This window comes from Halobacillus campisalis, assembly GCF_030345335.1.
GTDB lineage: Bacteria > Bacillota > Bacilli > Bacillales > Halobacillaceae > Halobacillus_A > Halobacillus_A campisalis.
Map to the genome: position 1 here is coordinate 60,510 of NZ_JAPVRC010000005.1, position 17,130 is coordinate 77,639.

General features: G+C 48.6%; 17 protein-coding genes. 4 read left to right on the plus strand and 13 right to left on the minus strand.

What is annotated here, in order from left to right:
- Nucleotides 1-473 precede the first annotated feature (473 nt).
- The 3 genes from O2Q26_RS11755 to O2Q26_RS11765 form a co-directional block, all read right to left on the minus strand.
- Nucleotides 474-3,551, minus strand: coding sequence for an efflux RND transporter permease subunit (locus O2Q26_RS11755; protein WP_289216091.1), 3,078 nt, complete (start codon nucleotides 3,549-3,551; stop codon nucleotides 474-476).
- Nucleotides 3,552-4,892 (minus strand): efflux RND transporter periplasmic adaptor subunit, encoded by a 1,341-nt coding sequence (locus tag O2Q26_RS11760; RefSeq protein WP_289216092.1) that lies wholly within the window; start codon nucleotides 4,890-4,892, stop codon nucleotides 3,552-3,554.
- Nucleotides 4,893-5,051: 159 nt separating this feature from the next.
- Nucleotides 5,052-5,675: a hypothetical protein gene (locus O2Q26_RS11765; protein ID WP_289216093.1), complete on the minus strand. Its 624-nt coding sequence runs from the start codon at nucleotides 5,673-5,675 to the stop codon at nucleotides 5,052-5,054.
- A 180-nt stretch (nucleotides 5,676-5,855) separates the two neighbouring features.
- Between O2Q26_RS11765 and O2Q26_RS11770 the strand changes: the two genes are divergently transcribed.
- Nucleotides 5,856-6,035 (plus strand): YjfB family protein, encoded by a 180-nt coding sequence (locus O2Q26_RS11770; RefSeq protein WP_289216094.1) that lies wholly within the window; start codon nucleotides 5,856-5,858, stop codon nucleotides 6,033-6,035.
- A gap of 60 nt (nucleotides 6,036-6,095) precedes the next feature.
- Nucleotides 6,096-6,290, plus strand: a complete 195-nt coding sequence (locus O2Q26_RS11775; protein ID WP_289216095.1) for a hypothetical protein — start codon at nucleotides 6,096-6,098, stop codon at nucleotides 6,288-6,290.
- Nucleotides 6,291-6,311: 21 nt separating this feature from the next.
- Here the strand turns inward: O2Q26_RS11775 and O2Q26_RS11780 are convergent, their stop codons facing one another.
- Nucleotides 6,312-6,575: a hypothetical protein gene (locus tag O2Q26_RS11780; protein WP_289216096.1), complete on the minus strand. Its 264-nt coding sequence runs from the start codon at nucleotides 6,573-6,575 to the stop codon at nucleotides 6,312-6,314.
- A 1,080-nt stretch (nucleotides 6,576-7,655) separates the two neighbouring features.
- On the minus strand, nucleotides 7,656-8,078 hold the full coding sequence (gene fabZ / locus O2Q26_RS11785) for a 3-hydroxyacyl-ACP dehydratase FabZ (RefSeq protein WP_253937522.1): 423 nt from the start codon (nucleotides 8,076-8,078) through the stop codon (nucleotides 7,656-7,658).
- A 143-nt stretch (nucleotides 8,079-8,221) separates the two neighbouring features.
- Between fabZ and O2Q26_RS11790 the strand changes: the two genes are divergently transcribed.
- Complete coding sequence (locus O2Q26_RS11790) at nucleotides 8,222-8,368, plus strand: lmo0937 family membrane protein (RefSeq protein WP_289216097.1); 147 nt, start codon at nucleotides 8,222-8,224, stop codon at nucleotides 8,366-8,368.
- A 44-nt stretch (nucleotides 8,369-8,412) separates the two neighbouring features.
- Here the strand turns inward: O2Q26_RS11790 and O2Q26_RS11795 are convergent, their stop codons facing one another.
- From O2Q26_RS11795 to spoIIID, 7 genes are all read right to left on the minus strand, one after another.
- Nucleotides 8,413-9,492 (minus strand): class I SAM-dependent methyltransferase, encoded by a 1,080-nt coding sequence (locus O2Q26_RS11795; RefSeq protein ID WP_289216098.1) that lies wholly within the window; start codon nucleotides 9,490-9,492, stop codon nucleotides 8,413-8,415.
- A 1-nt stretch (nucleotide 9,493) separates the two neighbouring features.
- Nucleotides 9,494-10,825, minus strand: a complete 1,332-nt coding sequence (locus O2Q26_RS11800; RefSeq protein ID WP_289216099.1) for an FAD-dependent oxidoreductase — start codon at nucleotides 10,823-10,825, stop codon at nucleotides 9,494-9,496.
- A gap of 650 nt (nucleotides 10,826-11,475) precedes the next feature.
- Nucleotides 11,476-11,742, minus strand: coding sequence for a DNA-directed RNA polymerase subunit beta (locus tag O2Q26_RS11805; RefSeq protein WP_289216100.1), 267 nt, complete (start codon nucleotides 11,740-11,742; stop codon nucleotides 11,476-11,478).
- Nucleotides 11,743-11,761: 19 nt separating this feature from the next.
- The gene (locus tag O2Q26_RS11810; RefSeq protein WP_289216101.1) at nucleotides 11,762-12,571 is read right to left on the minus strand and encodes a flagellar hook-basal body protein; all 810 of its coding nucleotides are present in this window, start codon (nucleotides 12,569-12,571) and stop codon (nucleotides 11,762-11,764) included.
- Between the two features lie 15 nt (nucleotides 12,572-12,586).
- On the minus strand, nucleotides 12,587-13,414 hold the full coding sequence (locus tag O2Q26_RS11815) for a flagellar hook-basal body protein (RefSeq protein ID WP_289216102.1): 828 nt from the start codon (nucleotides 13,412-13,414) through the stop codon (nucleotides 12,587-12,589).
- A gap of 15 nt (nucleotides 13,415-13,429) precedes the next feature.
- Entirely contained in the window at nucleotides 13,430-14,431 is a 1,002-nt protein-coding gene (locus tag O2Q26_RS11820) for a rod shape-determining protein (protein WP_289216103.1), read from the minus strand.
- A gap of 171 nt (nucleotides 14,432-14,602) precedes the next feature.
- Complete coding sequence (spoIIID, locus tag O2Q26_RS11825; protein WP_253937513.1) at nucleotides 14,603-14,881, minus strand: sporulation transcriptional regulator SpoIIID; 279 nt, start codon at nucleotides 14,879-14,881, stop codon at nucleotides 14,603-14,605.
- A 65-nt stretch (nucleotides 14,882-14,946) separates the two neighbouring features.
- Here spoIIID and O2Q26_RS11830 point away from each other — a divergent pair, with 65 nt between their 5' ends.
- Nucleotides 14,947-15,183 (plus strand): hypothetical protein, encoded by a 237-nt coding sequence (locus tag O2Q26_RS11830; RefSeq protein WP_289216104.1) that lies wholly within the window; start codon nucleotides 14,947-14,949, stop codon nucleotides 15,181-15,183.
- Here the strand turns inward: O2Q26_RS11830 and spoIIQ are convergent.
- Nucleotides 15,174-16,124 (minus strand): stage II sporulation protein SpoIIQ, encoded by a 951-nt coding sequence (gene spoIIQ, locus O2Q26_RS11835; RefSeq protein WP_491624961.1) that lies wholly within the window; start codon nucleotides 16,122-16,124, stop codon nucleotides 15,174-15,176. The genes O2Q26_RS11830 and spoIIQ overlap by 10 nt on opposite strands.
- Nucleotides 16,125-17,130: the final 1,006 nt, after the last annotated feature.

The following is a 17,130-nucleotide window of genomic DNA, read 5'->3' on the forward strand; positions in this document are numbered from 1 at the left end:
CGTCTGGATATTCATATAAGCTCCCTATTTTTGAAGACTCAGTTTCGAGACATAGTCGGAGTTTAGGAGCTGCAGGAAACGATTCGCTTTCCGTGGGGCGGGCGCTGAGCCTCCTCGAGCTTCGCTCTGTGGGGTCTCACCTGTCCCGCTCATCCCACAGGAGTCTCACCGTTTCCTTCCGCCCCTCTGCTTAATCAGTATCTCGAAACCACTTCAAGTAAAAGCAAACATTTACGTTAGCTGATTCTCACAACAAGTATCTCATGTTAAAAACCTTGCTATAGAGCTCTATATTCTCCCCGAACAAGGATATGGTAAAAGCCCCTTCTGTATATAGGGTTCGTTTCCCAACCACATCTGACTGTCAACCTAGCAACGAACCCAGTTTATCTCAGAAGCAAGTCTTCCAAACAACAACTTTTAATTGCTGAATATTAAAAACCCCCTGCCACGGTCGGCAGGGGGTAATTGGATCAGGCTTTGTCGCGTCTTCTGCGGAAAAATCCGGTAATTTTATTCGACAAGTCGTCAAAATACGTATAGACGACTGGGATCAAGGTCAAGGTGAAGAAGCTTGAGATCGACAGGCCGAATATGATCGTAACGGCGAGCGGCTGCTGGGCTTCGGCGCCCTGGCCAATGCCGATGGCGAGCGGTACCATCGCAAGGACGGTCGTAAATGTCGTCATCAGGATCGGACGCAGTCGGTTCGGGCCGGCTTCAAGAATCGCTTCGGTCCGGTCGTATCCTCTTCTTCGTAAAATGTTGATATAGTCAACGAGCACGATGGCGTTGTTGACGACGATCCCGGCGAGCATGATGATCCCGACAAACGCCGGTAAACTGAACGGCATGCCGGTGACGAATAGTCCGGTCGAGATGCCGACAATCGTTGCGGGCAGCGAGAACATGATGATGAATGGGAACAGGAAGTTCTCAAACTGGATCGCCATGACCGCGTACACGAGGAAGATCGAGAAGATGAGCGCAAGACCTAAATCTCCGAACGCTTCTTCCATATCCTGCGCCTGGCCGCCAATTTCATAGGTGTATCCTTCTGGGAAATTAAGCGTTTCAAGCGCGGCGCGGACGTCTTCGGTCGTACTTCCGAGGTCGCGGTCGAGAACTTCCGCTTCGACGTTGACTTGCGGCTGCTGATCCTCACGCAGTAAGTTGACCGGTCCCTGCACTTGTTCAAGGTCGGCGATTGTTGCGAGCGGAATGACTTCGCCGTTTGGTGTCTGCAGCGACATGTTCTCAAGGTCAGAAATCGTTTGGCGTTCTTCTTCAGGCAAAATCAATTGAACGTTGATTTCTTCACTGGCTTCGCGGTATCGTGTCGCGACCTGGCCGGTGAAGGCTGTCTGTACCTGGGTGATCACTTCTTGATCGCTCATGCCGTACTGTGCAGCTTTATCACGATCGACATTGATCTGCATTTCGGGACGTCCTTCTTCCGTGGAAGACGTCGGTTCGCTTACGCCTTCCACGTCTTCCATGACGTACGTCACTTGCTCGGCCAGTTCATCAAGCACTTCGTATTCAGTCCCGTTCAGCTGAATTTGCAGCGGTGCGCCTGTGCCTAAACCGGCATCAAGCTCCGTCACGGCGATTTCAGCTCCGGGTACCTGGCTTAACTCTTCATCAATCTGCTTCATCACATCCTGGGTGGTGTTCTCCCGGTCATCCGGGTCGACCAGCTGGATGGTGTAAGAGGCATTGTCGGCGGTGCCGCCTCCGACATCTCCCCCGAATTCTCCGCCTCCGATCGTCAGGTAGCTGACTTCGATGTCATCGCTGAAGTTTTCCAAACGTTCATCGATGAGGGCGGTCGTACCTTGAGTGCCTTCCTGTGAGGTGGCGGCTGGCATTTCGACGTCGATTTCAATTTGTCCCTGGTCTGAGGCCGGGATGAATTCGGTGCCGATGTTCGGGATCAGCGCGACGCTGCCGATGATGGCGGCGAGCGTCAGGGCGATCGTCAACTTTCTCCACTTCAATACGCGGCGGAGCAAGCCCTGGTATTTGTCATTCACTTTGGCTAAAAAGCGGTCGAACCAGTAGCGGCGGCCGCTCATCTGAAGTGGTTTCGTCAATAGTTTAGACGACAGCATCGGAATAAGCGTCACCGATACGGCAAGTGCTGCGATCAACGCAAAGGATATCGTGAGCGCAAGCGGCGTGAACAGCTCGGACGCGATGCCTTCCACGAATATGATCGGCAGGAAAACGACTAATGTTGTCGTCGCCGAGGCGATTACAGCCGGCGCGAGCTCCGAGGCACCTTTAATGGCGGACTCCTTCATCGAATAGCCGCGGTTCCGGTAGTTGACGATATTTTCTAATATGACGATCGAACTGTCGACCATCATCCCGATACCTAACGCAAGTCCGCCCATCGTAAGGACGTTCAGCGTTTCACCGGTGAAATACATGAGTGTAAACGTGGAAATAATCGCGATCGGCATCGAAATCCCGATAACGAGCGTGGCACGAATACTTTTTAAAAACAGGAGAAGAATCCCTACGGAAATGATTCCTCCGATAATGATGTTCAGAACGACACTGTTGATTGATACCTGGATGAATTCACTCGTATCCAGAATGACGTCCGCATTCGTACCTTCAGGCAGATCGCCTTGAACTTCGCTCATAGCGTCACGGACGTTATTGGCGGTTTCCACCGTGTTGGCGTCGGTTTTTTTCAAGATCGATAAGGCGACGGACGCCTCTCCGTTCACTTCGGAGACGGTGCTCGAATTGTATGTTTCTTCGATATCAGCGATTTGATCAAGTGTAACGCGGGCTCCCGATGGCGACTGGATGATCGTGTCTTCGATATCCTGCATCGATTCGAATTCCCCGTCGATCCGCAGCTGCACTTCCTGATCGCCTTTATTGACCGAGCCGGCAGAAGCGGCCTGGTTCGAGGCGTTGATCGTCTGGATGATCGTCTGGGTGTCGAGTTCATATTCGGCCATTTGGGCGCGATTAATCAGAACTTCGACCTGACGTGTTTCTCCACCTTCGACATCGACGGAAGCTACGCCTTCCTGACGTTCAATTTCCGGGATGAGCTGATCTTCTGCTACGCGCTGCAATTCAGCGGGTGAATCACCGGATAACCCGATCGTCATAATGGGAAGCTGCTGGGGGTCGAAGCGCAGCACGCTCGGCTCGCCAGCTCCTTCAGGCAGAGCTTCCGTCACCTGATCGACGCTTTCCCGCACTTCAAGCAAGGTACTATCAAGATCAGTGCCGGTGCTGAACTGCATGAAAATCAGCGAGGCGCCGGGCTGAGACTGGGATTGCAGGACTTCAAGGCCTTCAATGGCGCTGACGGACGATTCGACAGGCTGACTGACGAGCCGTTCTACTTCCTGCGGGGCTGCTTCTTCGTAACTCGTCGAAACGACGGCTACTGGTAAATCTATTTCTGGATAAAGATCGATCGTTAACGACCGCAGCGAAACAAAGCCGAGCGCGAGAATCGCCGCAACGACCATGATGACGCCGACGGGGCGTTTAACGGAAAGGTTGACGAGCTTCACTTATTCGTCCTCCTTCATGACTTCGACCTTCGCTCCGTCTGTAAGGGTGAGCTGTCCACTCGTCACCACTTCCGCATCGCTCTCAAGGTCTCCGCTGATCGCGGTCCGATCCGTCTGAGCTTCGAGGATTTCTATATCCACGCGTTCCACTTCTTCGCCTTCTTCACCGGCAAGCTGGTAAACGTACGTTTCGGATCCTTGTTCAACGACGGCATTACTCGGCACGATCAAACTATCCTCAACGATCGTCTCCGGCAATAGGAAAGAAGCCATCATGCCTGGCTTAATATTTTCTTCTTCATTATCAACAGTTGCTTCAACCACGTACAGGTTCGTATCCCCCGGGACAGACGGTACGTAATCGATCGTCGCTGTTACCGTTTCTTCGATTGTCGGAATTTCGACTTCGAGCTCTTCTCCTTCTTCAAAAAGAGACAGCTGGGCGTCCGTCACGGAAGCTGTAATCGTCATCGGATTTAAGCTGACGATCGTCGCAAACGGCTCCTGATTCGACACGTTATCGCCTTCACTGGCATTGACAGAAGCGATTTCTCCCGCTTCATCGGCCATGACGGCTTCGTTTTCAGACGCTTCCCGGGCGTCTTCAAGCTGGATCTGGGCTTGTTCCAAACCAAGTTCGGCTTGTTCAACAGCGGATTCGGCCTGGGTCAGCCCTTGTTCCGCCTGACGTAACTGTGCTTCTGCTTCAGCTACCGCAGAGGAGGACATGCCGCCTTGGTCGGTCGCTTGATTAAGTTGACTTTCTGCCTGATCGGCGCGGCCTTGCGCTTGTTTGTTAAGTGATGCAGGAATGATCCCTTCATCAAAAAGACTTTGAGTTTCCTCAGCCAGCTGCTGAGCGGATTCGAATTGAGACTCCGCTGCTGAAATCGTCTGATCAACTTGAGAGCTTGAGGCTTCACGGGCGGTATCGACTTGTTCTTCCGCGTTCTCTACGCCTTCTAAGGCCTGGTCATACTGAGTCTGTGCATCATCAAGCTGGGATTCTGCCTGGCGGACGGCAATCTCCTGCAGTTCGACCTGGCTTCCTTCGGTCGCCGGGGTGACGACGCCGATCGTCTCCCCTTCAACGACACGGTCTCCCTTGGCTACGTTTAACGTAACTAACTCACCGGGCGCGCTCGGAAGGACGGGAGTGGGCTCATCTGCCGCAGCCCTCCCAGCTATTTTTCGATCAACGATGAAGTCACCTTCGGATATTTCGGCGACTTCAACGGGTGTGGTGCGTTCTTCCTGGGTTTCTGCGTCTTCTTCGTCATTGTTACAGGCGGTCAGTGTGGCGGCGGTGATCAGCAGGAGGCTGAGCATCTTTATTTTCATATGTAAATTATCCTCTCTGTCGGTTGTGACTACGTGGTCAGTATGAATAAATGTTACTAGAATTTGTTAGGTTATGCAAGGTTTTGTCGGGGGTGGATGTGACGGTTATATGAAGTGGAATTAAAAAAACCGCCGGCACGTGGCCGACGGTTATGTACGTTATTGTAAGCTGTGTCCGAGCTGTGCAACGATGAGTTCGAGTTTCTTTACTTCCGGGAGATTCACGTGGTCCGGGAATTTCTCGTCGAAGTGCTTGATCAGCGGCTTGATGCCTTCATCGTCCAGCAGCTGTTTGTAGGTGTTGAACGTGTGCTGGTACTGTCCGATATACCGTTTCATCTTTTTATCGAATCCAGATAGATGATAGGTGGATGAAAAGTCGAATGCTTTTGCGATGTCGCTATCATAGGATGGAAATACCGGATTGATCGCATGCAGCATGGCCGCCGCGAGAGGAAACTGCATCGTCGGGTTGCCTTTGTGGTTCTTGATGTCATAGAGCTCTTTTGTAATTTTAACGATGTTCGGTCGTTCTAAGTCTCGCTGTTGTTCCATTAATATAAAGTATTTCTCTTCGAATTCGTTCGTCAAACTCGGGTTATCAAGCTTAAAGAAATGGCGGAAGACGAATTGGTAAATGCTGTCGTCCGGTACGTAGGTTTTGTCAAAGTTTTGATTAAGATAAGCGTACACGTCCACTTTTTCACGCGGGATCTGGTTGACGACTTTTTCCTGTGCATCAAATAGTAATGGTTTTAAGTCTTCAGCTGTTCTGTATTTCATCGGAAATCACCTCTCGTTCCCTTATTCCACACAAGTTCTACCGAAAAACTTCAATTTCGGAAAATGTGCTGGAATTTTAGGACTTTCTTTTTATTTTACAGAAACAGGCGGTGTAATGCCAATACTCTGTTGATTTTTTCGTAAGTTGGTCGATGTTATAGGGGAAAGGAGCGTGGACCTATGGATATTGCTGCCGTCTCAATGGCGATGAGTCAGGTAGGTGTTCAGCAGCAGACGAGCCTCGCAGTCATGGACAAAGTGAAGGATCAGGCCGAGGAAAAGGGCGCGGATATGATTGAAATGCTTTCTGAATCGGCTGCGCACCCCTCCAAAGGACTTCATGTTGATGTAAAAGGGTAATAGGGTACCAGGCGGCTGTTTTAGGCTGTCTGGTATTTTATATGAAAGATGGGATGCCGTGTGAAGCAGGTGTCTATGCGTTTAGCGCTGTTTGGTCTCGCTCTTTTCTATGTAGGGATCGCATTGTTTCTCGTCGATTGGTTCGTGCGGCCGGCGTTCGTCGTTCCTTTTTTTACGGTGGGTGGATTGACGGTCTTTGCTTTGGCCGTCTTTTTGCAGGGGTCTGGGGGAAATAAAAAAAGCCGCTTCTTTTGAGTAAGAGCGGCTGTATATCGTTTATTCTTCTGTGTCTTCGTCCATATCTTCGTCCATTGTATCTTCGTTTGTTGCGTCTTCGTCTTCCTGCATGTCTTCTTCCATATCCTCTTCCATGTCTTCTTCGTCTTCTTGCATATCTTCGTCCATGTTTTCTTCATCTTCCTGCATGTCTTCGTTTTCTTGCATGTCTTCATCTTGTGCTGGTTCTTCTTCGTTTGCGCACGCGCCTAGAAGTGAGATCGCAAGCATGGCTGTCAATAGTTTAAGTAGAGCGTTATTCATTTTGTATTCCTCCTTGTGATATGTGTTATACGGTTGCTAGTTTGTCCACTTTATGGGAGGGATATACATCGGAAATCGGTACTTGTTTTGTAGAGGATTTCCGTTACTAAGAATAGAGCATGAAGGTCCGGGAAATCACTCGCTTTCCATGGGCGTACGGTGAGCTTCCTCGGGCTAACGCCCTGTGGGATCTCACCATGTACTATCATCCCATAGGAGTCTCGCAATTTCCCGGACCTTCTTGTTTTTGTAAGAATAACGGAAACAACTGAGCGAAGTGATATTTCACGAAATCCCTTTATAAAGAGAACGGTACAGCGGATAATTTAGTTGTTTCCCAACCACACCATTTAAAATAGAATGACCGAACCCACGATTACGGGGGATGTATCTCCTGAAGGATACGAAAATACCTCTTTTTGCACGTTTCTCCAAAAAGGGAAATTTTTCACGTGAAACATTTTATCTGATGCATGAAATTTCTTTTCAAAGGTAAGAAGGTCCAGGAAATTGTGGATACCTGTTGAATAACAGCACTTAATGAAACTCCGAGTGCGTTAGCCTTAGGAAGCAAATCAGCTTTCAGGATAGGGTTGAATGACAGTTATTCCGATAAATTCATATCGCAAGGTGCGGAGGGAAACGGTTCTTTCAGCTGCGTTTGAAATTCACTGTAGGAGAAAAAGAAGTGGCACAACACCTCAGACTCTCTCGCCATGGGTAGCGGAAGCATTTGAAACGCTGTCTAACTTAATTTTTGGGGATAGAACCTTACAGAAGTAAGCTTTTATAAATGACATGCCAATCGATATTATTCTAAGTGTTGCCTCTGACGCCGTGGGTTCGTGCATTCCATTTTGAGTGGGATGGTTGGGAAACGACGAGACTCCCGCGGGAGAAGGGTCTAGGCAAGATCCCACAGGGCTTTAGCCCGAGGAAGCTTGCCAGGTCCCCCGCAGGAAAGCGAGTTGTTTCCCAACCATCCCTTAACCTTTTACAGAAGCGGACCCAGGATATTTATTCTCTGAAGCGTAAACAGATCAAATAAAAAACCGCCCCAAAAAAGGACGGCTTGGTGGATTATTTTAAAGCGAACATGATTTCGGCTTCGCAAGCCAGCTCGCCATCGACAGTGGCTGTGGCTTTTCCTTTGCCGATCGGGCCTTTGAGGCGGACGATTTCGACTTCGAGCTTGAGGCGGTCGCCGGGTTTGACCTGGCGCTTGAAGCGACATTTGTCGATCCCTGTGAAAAAGGCGAGTTTACCCTGGTTCTCTTCTTTTTTCAGCATGGCGACAGCTCCCATTTGTGCGAGGGCTTCGGTGATCAGAACACCTGGCATTACGGGATAGTCAGGAAAGTGTCCCTGGAAGAAGGGTTCGTTCGCTGTTACGTTTTTGTACCCGACCGCGCGCTTGCCCTCTTCGATCTCTTCGACCTGATCGATGAGCAGAAACGGATAACGGTGCGGGATGATTTTTTTGATTTCTTGTATGTCTAGCATAGAAAAACTCCTTTCCGTACAAACTACCCCTATTATAAGGGTATCGACTCATTTGGACAAAATTTTCTTCAAAAAGTTTCAACATTATTATTTTAGGATATTTATAGAGGCAGGATCGTTTTTATAAAAAGGAGGTCTACGATATGCTTTGGACTATCATCGGCATTATACTTGCCATCTGGCTTATCGGACTTGTTCTGGATATTGCAGGCGGACTTATTAATTTATTATTGATAGTTGCTGTTATCGTCATCATTTACAAAGTGATGAAGGGAAGGAAAAAACCATAGCCAGTCCATCTAAAAAACCGTCATGGGTCTCATGACGGTTTTTGTTATGAAGAGCGGGTGAGACGTGATCGGTTGATCGACTGTTCTGAGCTTCCAGATAGACTCGATTGGCGCAATTCGTTAACGTGTACACTCGGGCTGAGCCAGAAGGTGTACCAGGATCCTTCTTTGACGATCGGGTCGAGGTCGAACAGCTCGAACTGGCACGATTCGGACAGTTCCTTCAGCTGGAATTTCGTCGGCAGTGCGAACAGGTTGGAATGGGCGACGAAAAAGCTGTTGAATGCGGAAGAAAAGGCTTCTCCGAATTCAGTTTCGCTGATCGGGGTGATGACGGAAATCAATCCGTCTTTTGACAGGTAGCTGTTCAAGTGATCGAGCAGTCCCCGGCGTGAATCCGGGTGGATGTAGTGGAAAATGTTATGGATCAAAATGACGTCTACCGTTCCTTCATCGGGTCTCCACGAGTTGATATCGCCTACTTCAAAATGGATGTTCGGGTAGTCTCTTGACTCCTCGCGTGCTTTGACGATTACGTTTTTGTTAATGTCGACTCCGAGCATTTCGACATCGGGTAGTTCATCGGCCAGTTTACGCAAGTAGCCGCCGTGACCGCAGCCGAGATCGACGATCGTTTTCACTTTACGGTGACGGATCATTTTTTTAATTTTAGTGATTGCGAAATATTCGAGAAGAGCGGACGTTTCCGCTACGATTTCACCGTGCAGCTCGTGATCAAAGCGTGCTCGCTCCTGGGAGACCATATATTTTGGATAGTTCAGCAGCGTCGGCATATGAAGCTCCATAATCTCTTTAAGCAGGGCTTTGACGCCAGGGGAAGCGTTGTTGCCGATCAGCGACGCGCAGCGTTTCTTGGATGTGCGGAATGTTTGATTCGGGCGCCTCTTCAAATGTTTGACCGCAAGGCCGACGCGTACCCATGAAGCCAGCATATCTTCCGCATAGCCGGTTTCCTCGCTTACGTCCTGTACGGTTCGTGCTTTGCTGAAATAATCGAATAATTGCAGTTCTGATCCTACATAAGCATGCCATACCGGCAAAAAAGATTCATTCTTCTTCATCCATTTACGTGCCTGCATCGCTGTTATCCATTCATTTTTCATACTACACCTTCCCTTTCCCTTCGAATTTCCACGGATAATCTTCCGCTTCACTGAAAAGCTGCTTTTGCTGCGTATGGTCTTTGATCCGCTTTCTGCGGACGGGAAGGACGCTTCCTTGAATCGCGCGGTCGAACAAGGAGAAATTCCAGCGTCCAAGACCTGATATATTCAGCATTTGTTTGACGTGCAGCTGGTCATCGTCATAGATGCGCTGCACAGCGCGCATCCGTATCTTCCTCCACCATGGGTTCGGAAAAGAATAGACGAGCGCGGACATGTGGCTTAACGAGAGTAAAAAGGATACCCGCGGCTTGCGGACATCTTCATAGTAGTGCAGGTTCTCATGATACGGTTTACCCTCTTCCTTACACCAGGCGAGCAGTTCGCCCAGCACATCGGCATCCTGGACGGCGAGATTCATCCCTTCCCCGGCCATTGGATGGACGGTATGGGCTGCATCGCCGATAAGAGCGAGGTTGCCGGAGTAATACTTGTCGACATGATACGTAAACGGAATCATCAACTGGATCTTACGCCAATCGTCCAGAGATTTGACGGTTTCCGCAAGCTCAGGCTCAAGATTCCCATACGCTTTGTATAGATGCTCCAGTCCTTTTTCTTTTATTTTTTTAAATTCCCCGGCTTTGATGAGGTAGACGGTTCGCACTTCGTTATCAGGAAGCGGGAATAAGCCGAGGAAGCAGCTCGTCGTTGTAATGATTTTTCCTTTGGTGAAGCTTTCCGGCCGCGGAATCGTGACAGTCAGAAAGTGATGGTTATAATCCTTCCGCTGCACGCTTACGTTCATCGCATCGCGCGTCGGCGACGTGCGTCCTTCTGCACCGACATACACCTGCGCCTGGATTCGGGAGATTTTTTTATTATGTCGGATAAGCGCCATTCCGCTCTCAAATCCGAGAAAGCGTGCGCCTGGTAAGTAGTTGAAGTAGTCTGCGTAGGTTTGCCCTTTTTCGCGAAGGATGTCTTTCGTCCGTTCGTGGGGTACCATCAACGCGTGATCATATCGGCTCGCCACCCGGCTGTAGTTCAGTTCAGTCAGCTGGATGTTCTCCGGTGGTTCCTGACCAGGACGGGTGTTGATTTCCTGAAATCGGAGCTGGTCGATGATATGTCCGCTCGCTTCGATCTCTTCCAGCACACCGATGCGATCAAGTATGGCGAGTGTTTTCGGCTGGAGAAGCTCTCCTTTATAGGCGTTCGATTTCTTTTTCAATTGCTCGGCGATCGTCACGTGGACACCGCGGCTCGCAAGCTTTACAGCCAGGGCAAGTCCACCGACGCCTCCTCCTGCAATGAATACATCTGTTTTCACTATCGCTTCCCCTCCCCCCGTTTTTTTCTATGATAGATTAATTCCACAATTAGCTGAGAAGGAAACATTTTATTACATCTGTGAACATTGGAGTGCAATTGTTTAGTGGTTTATTGTAATGTAAACTGCTGAATGAAAGTTCCGTTACCTGAAGTTGGGAGGAAGGGTTTTAGGAAACGACTCGCTTTCCGTGGGCGTATGGCGTGCCTCCTCGGGCTTCCAGCCCTGCGGGGTCACCCCTTATCCGCATATCCCACAGGAGTCTCGCCGTTTCCTAAAGCCCTTACTCGATAATAATTGAACGGAACAACTTATTCTGCTTTAGACGTATCAAGACTCGGATCATTGGAAAAAAACAAAATCCTGCTTGCGAAAAACGGGTAATAAACTCAGCCGATTAGCAAGTACTTATTTTTCAAGAAAGTTATCATCATTCCGATCTATATTTTGTATAGGGCGCAGGGGAACGGGGAGACTCCTGCGGGACAAAAGTGCATGGTGAGATCCCGGAAGGCGCGAAGCGCATGAGGAAGCTCACCGCACTCCCGCGGAAAGCGACTCGTTCCCCTGCGCCCTGTCCTCTCATAAAGTATCGGAATGCAGAAAAAAGCACGAGCTCTTAAATAGAGCTCGTGCTTTTTTATCCGACATTAATTGCCGGTCATGATATCAATGATATGCTGCCATGTTGACCAGTTTAAGGCATCAAGCGGATTTCCGTCCCCGATGACACCATAGCCGATCATAAGGCCTACAACGAGAGCCACGACGCTGAGTACGAGAACGAGGACGATCCGAAGCCAGATTGGAACTGCGCGGCGTCTTGAAGAGCCCGGGCGCTTTTCGACAGGCTTTTTCTCACCTTTCGTTTGCTTTTTCTTCTGTTTTACATTTTTGTTCTTTTCCTCAGTTGCCATTGGGTTGGTTCTCCTTACGTTATGATCTTAATTGATTGACGAGTCCCATCATTTCATCACCGGTCGAAATGGACCGGGAATTGAATGAATAGGCTCGCTGCGCATTTTGCATGTCTGTCATTTGTTTGGCGATATCGACGTTCGAAGATTCGAGCGTCCCGGCACGAACTTGACCGTCAGCCTCGACGATCACGCCGTCTACCGCTTCATCCGGTACACGGAAACGATTTTCTCCAGTTGCTTCAAGCATGCGCGGACGAACGGCTTCTACAATGCCAAGCTGCCCTTCTACCGCTTCTTCACCATCACGCAGGACGACGATGGCTCCGTCTTCTCGCACCTGCAGATCCTGAAAATTCGCAGCGAACGTCAGCGGCTCGCCGTTATTATCAAGAATCGGACTGCCGTTGGAGGCGGTCAGCATCATCTCGCCGTTATCAAGTGGACTGAGGTACAAGTTTCCTGACCGGGTGTACTGGGTTTCGACACCATTTTCGGTCTCTGTCTGCAATTGAAACAGATGATGGTCTTCAAGTAAAGCGATATCCATGCCGCGCCCGGTAGCCTGCATCGTCCCTTGTGTCAGATCGATATTCGTATGAGCCAGCTTCGCGCCGGAACCGATGCGGATGCCGTCTGGCGTGAGACGATTGACTTCCGCTTCCTCATCAAACTGGTTGTTGATCTGCTGGGTGAGCAGGGAAGCAAAGTCAGCTTGTCTACTCTTATAGCCCGGAGTGTTCGTATTCGCCAAATTATTTCCGATTAAATCGAGCTTATGCTGCAGCTGCCCCATCGTGTTGGATGCTTGCATCATCGATAGATTCATAGACGGCTCCCTCCCTTATCCTAATTTTCCTACGTCGTTGACGGTTTTCTGCATGCTTTGATCGTAGGCTTTCAGTGCGCGCTGGTTCATTTCAAAATTACGGTATGTATTCATCATTTCAGTCATCATCCGGGCTGGATCAACGTTTGATCCTTCAAGCACGTTCTGCTGTACGGTAAAATCGACGCCATCGATGTCACGCGCATTAACGACAGGTTCTCCGTCTTCTCCGACGGTGTACAGGTCATCGCCTTCTTTCACCATGCCGTTCGCGTTCGCTGTATAAGAAAGGCCAAGCTCCGTTTCTTCTCCGTCGATCTCAAGCGTCCCGTTGTCCTGGACAGTGAATTCCATTCCATCCGTCTGGATTGGTTCTCCGGCATCATCCAGCACGTAGTAGCCCTGGTTCGTCGTCAGAAACCCTTCGCCGTCAACGGTGAAATTCCCGTTTCTCGTCTGCCGGACGTCTCCGTCTTGATTTTGTACATTGAAAAATAAGAATCCTTCTTCATCCGGTACGTCACCATGTAAGAGAGCCAGGTCTGTTGTGTTCCCTGTCTCCCTTACATCGCCCTGAGAAAATTCAGGAACGGCTTCCTGCATATAAACACCTGTATTAAGAGAACCTAGCTCCTTTTGTGTCGGCAGCGTCAATCCGCCAGAACTTGTAGGGATCGTTTCCCCTCCCATTTGCTGCAGCAGCAGTTCAGGAAAAGCCCGCATCGTGCCCTGGTCCGCTTTGTAGCCGGGTGTATTGGAGTTGGCTATGTTGTTCGATAGTGTTTCCTGCATACGCTGGTTGGCTATCATTCCTGATGCCGCCGTATTGAATCCTCTCAGCAAGACGATCGCTCCTTTTTAACCGATTTTATTTCGAGTGATTTTATCGATGTTCTCAAGCATGATGCCTGTCCCTTTAGCTACACAGTCCATCGGGTTCTCAGCTGGGACTACAGGAACCTTCAGCTCTTCCGCAAGAACTTGGTCAATTCCATGCAAAAGCGCGCCTCCACCTGTCATGATGATTCCGCGGTCGATGATATCCGCAGATAATTCAGGCGGTGTGCGCTCTAGAACTTGCTTCGCTGATAGCGTAATCGTCTGGACCAATTCACGAAGACACACTTCGATTTCTTCAGAAGTCACGGTGATCGTACGTGGCAGTCCTGTGACCATGTCACGGCCGCGGATGTCGATTTCCTCATGACGGGCACCTTTAAAAACGGTTGCGACTTCAATCTTGATATTCTCCGCCGTTCGATCCCCAATCAAAAGCTTATACGTTTTTTTGATGTACTGCAGAATTTCCGCGTCAAACTTATCTCCGGCCATTTTGATGGATGACGCTGTCACGATATCTCCCATCGACAAGACGGCTACGTCTGTCGTTCCTCCGCCGATATCTATGACCATATTCCCACTCGGCTGAAAAATTTCCATACCGGCACCGATCGCTGCGACTTTCGGCTCTTCTTCAAGGTACACATTCTTCCCGCCCGATTTCTCGGCCGCTTCACGGATCGCCTTTTGCTCAACCTTCGTAATGTTTGTCGGACAGCAGATCAGCATGCGAGGCTTAGACATGAATCCTTTCACATTCGTCTTATGGATGAAATGACGCAGCATGGCCTCTGTTACGTCAAAATCTGCAATCACTCCATCTTTAAGAGGACGGATCGCCTCGATATTGCCAGGCGTACGGCCGACCATACGGCGAGCGGCTTCTCCGACTTCAAGCACTTTGCCGCTATTGCGGTCCATAGCTACGACCGATGGTTCATTGAGTACGATTCCTTTTCCTTTTACATGAATAAGTACGTTCGCTGTTCCTAAGTCAATTCCTATATCTCGCGCAAACATGTTGAGTAAATCCTCCCTATTTATCAAAAAAACTATGTCAATATCGGTTGATTGAGAGTAACATACATCTAGTTCTTTATTTTATCACAAATTGGAAATGTTCGTATTATTTTTTAAGAAAAAAGTTGCATGCGAAAAGGGGGTGGATTGACCCGGGAGGAAGTCGGAAACTTAATGTGTGGGCTCTGCAGGTGTATCTTTTCCTATTGTGCGGTATTTCATTCGTGTGGCTTCTCCTCCTCGGAGATGTCTGATTTCTTTATGGTGGTCGAGGATCTTTTTCACTTCTTTTGCTAGGGGGGCGTTGATCTCCGGAAGCCGTTCTGTTAAATCTTTATGCACCGTACTTTTGGAAACTCCAAATTCTTTCGCAATCACACGTACTGTCTTTTTCGTCTCGATAATGTACTCACCTGTCTTGATGGTTCGCTCTTTGATGTAGTCATGCACATCTCTCGCCTCCTGTGATTGACTATCCAAGGGGTATGGTGAGACGGGATAGGGTATCAGCGTCTATGATAGTAGTGGAGCTCTTGATGGATCACCCTGGATGGCACCGATTGTTCGGTTATGTTCATTCTATTATCAATACAGGGGAGATATGCTCTATCTTTACAGCAGGATTGTGTTTTGGCACAGGAATTTCGGATCATACGCTCGTCCACCTATTTGAGGACATAAAAAAATGGAGACCGAAGCAGCCTCCATTTTTAGCACGTGGGTATTGCAATATTTTTGCTGATTATGATTGAGTTGTTGAGCGAGATGAAGAGCTATCCTCATCTACCGTCGGATCTTCTAAATCTGCATCCTCTTCATTTTCTGTCGAATCATCAGATTGTGTACCTTGATCTTCCCCTTCAGGCGTTTCGTCCTGATCTAGTTCAGGAACAAGGTCCGTCTCAGATAATTCTTCTTCAGGTGCATCTTCTTCTGTCGCTTCTTCAGAATCCTCGGATCCATCAGTTCCGTCTTCCGTCACAGCTTCAGCTGCTTCGATCGAGCTGACCGCTTGTCCAAAGAAATTCTCAGGATTGACTGGCTGATCGTCTTTTCTCACTTCAAAGTGTACATGAACGCCGCTGTCTTTGCCAAAAGAGCTTTGACTCGCTTGTCCTAACACATCACCTTGTTCCACTTCATCGCCAGACTTGACTTGAATATCAGCTAAGCTAGAGTAAACGGTGGTCACTTCGTTATCATGAGTAAGTTCTACGACATTACCATACAACGGATCTTCTTTCACTTCTGTTACAGCGCCTGATAGAGCGGCTGTCACTTCGAAAGCTTCCCCTTCATTCTTCGTAATATCGACGCCTTTGCTCTGGTAGTACTTATTGTTGTAAAGGACTAGTGCACTTTCCTGTTCTTCATCTGTTGCTCCATAGTCGAAAAACTTCGTTACGATCGTTGCTTCTTCTTGACCTGTGACTGGCATTTCCAAATTCTCACCTTGAGATGTTACAGGAACCGCTTCCTCACCATCTTCGTTTACAAACACGTCGTTTTCTACTTGGCTTTCGTCATTAAGCTGATCAGCGACATCATTTGAACTTTGCTGATACCAGAACACTCCTACCAACACCAACGCTGCTACTGTCAGATATACTGCAGGGTAAAGCCATTTCTTGCGCATTAAGCGTTTGAACTTTAGTTTAGTCACGCTTTTCTTTCCTTCCTCTCTCATGTTCATCACCTCAAGAAACAGTTTGAACGGTTTTATGGAAATATATACATGACTAGAAAAAATTTTATTGGGGAGGGTGGAAAGGCTTAAATTGAGCTGGTTCGTTATTATAGGAAGTGGAGGGGTTGTTGGAAAACAACTCGCTTTCCTGCGGGGGAACTGGATGGTTAAGTAAACAATTCCGAGATGTTAATGAGTAAAGGGCTCCGGGAAACGATTCGCTTTCCGTGGGCGTGCGCTGAGCCTCCTCAGGCTTCGCCTTCCGGGGTCTCACCTAACCCGCATATCCCACAGGAGTCTCATCGTTTCCCTCCGCCCCTTACGATATGAATTTCTCGGAATACTCCAGAAAACCATCCGCCGCTGAACGAAGCGCTTCCTTTTTTACAAAAGGTGTCTAACTGTTTACGAACCACCCAATTAGGTAGGAAGAAAACAGACAATAATAAGGCACTACACTCGTCATTCTTCGAGAATAGGGGCTATGTGAATTATGGTTTCGTTCCTCTATCATGGTAATGGAATCTTGGAAATGGTGAGACTCATGCGCGAAAGGATAGACTGGCGAGACGCTGAGAAGCGATTCATTTTCAAAATCCCTTTTTTCTAATTCACCACAACGAAACCAGGGCATATGATGTATGTTTTAAGCATTCTTCTGAGCAGTATTTACTCAAAAGGAGTTCTTTCACACTTAAAATAACACATCAAATGTTTTCGTTATCCTTAAAAAAGTAAGAAGGTTCGGGGAATTGCGAGACTCCTTTTGTAAAAGCGGAAGCGCTTCGTTCAGCGGCGTATGGACTGGACTGAGCTGACGGAGATAAAGGAAACACGAAGAACGGAGGGATTCGATGTTGACTTATCGTACAGAAGTGAAGGAAGTCTCATCAGCCGCTAAGCGCTGGAGCTGGATAGTCCCCCCATGAGATATATGAACGGATTCAAGCCATAGACTAATTTACGTGTAAGAGGTGGGAGAACAGTACATGGTGAGATCCCGCAGGGCGTC

Coding starts and splice junctions, on each gene's coding strand:
- O2Q26_RS11760 (WP_289216092.1), bottom strand. CDS start 4,892: ATGAAAATAAAGATGCTCAGCCTCCTGCTGATCACCGCCGCCACACTG.
- O2Q26_RS11765 (WP_289216093.1), bottom strand. CDS start 5,675: ATGAAATACAGAACAGCTGAAGACTTAAAACCATTACTATTTGATGCA.
- O2Q26_RS11770 (WP_289216094.1), top strand. CDS start 5,856: ATGGATATTGCTGCCGTCTCAATGGCGATGAGTCAGGTAGGTGTTCAG.
- O2Q26_RS11780 (WP_289216096.1), bottom strand. CDS start 6,575: ATGAATAACGCTCTACTTAAACTATTGACAGCCATGCTTGCGATCTCA.
- fabZ (WP_253937522.1), bottom strand. CDS start 8,078: ATGCTAGACATACAAGAAATCAAAAAAATCATCCCGCACCGTTATCCG.
- O2Q26_RS11790 (WP_289216097.1), top strand. CDS start 8,222: ATGCTTTGGACTATCATCGGCATTATACTTGCCATCTGGCTTATCGGA.
- O2Q26_RS11795 (WP_289216098.1), bottom strand. CDS start 9,492: ATGAAAAATGAATGGATAACAGCGATGCAGGCACGTAAATGGATGAAG.
- O2Q26_RS11805 (WP_289216100.1), bottom strand. CDS start 11,742: ATGGCAACTGAGGAAAAGAACAAAAATGTAAAACAGAAGAAAAAGCAA.
- O2Q26_RS11810 (WP_289216101.1), bottom strand. CDS start 12,571: ATGAATCTATCGATGATGCAAGCATCCAACACGATGGGGCAGCTGCAG.
- O2Q26_RS11820 (WP_289216103.1), bottom strand. CDS start 14,431: ATGTTTGCGCGAGATATAGGAATTGACTTAGGAACAGCGAACGTACTT.
- O2Q26_RS11830 (WP_289216104.1), top strand. CDS start 14,947: ATGATAGTAGTGGAGCTCTTGATGGATCACCCTGGATGGCACCGATTG.
- spoIIQ (WP_491624961.1), bottom strand. CDS start 16,124: ATGAACATGAGAGAGGAAGGAAAGAAAAGCGTGACTAAACTAAAGTTC.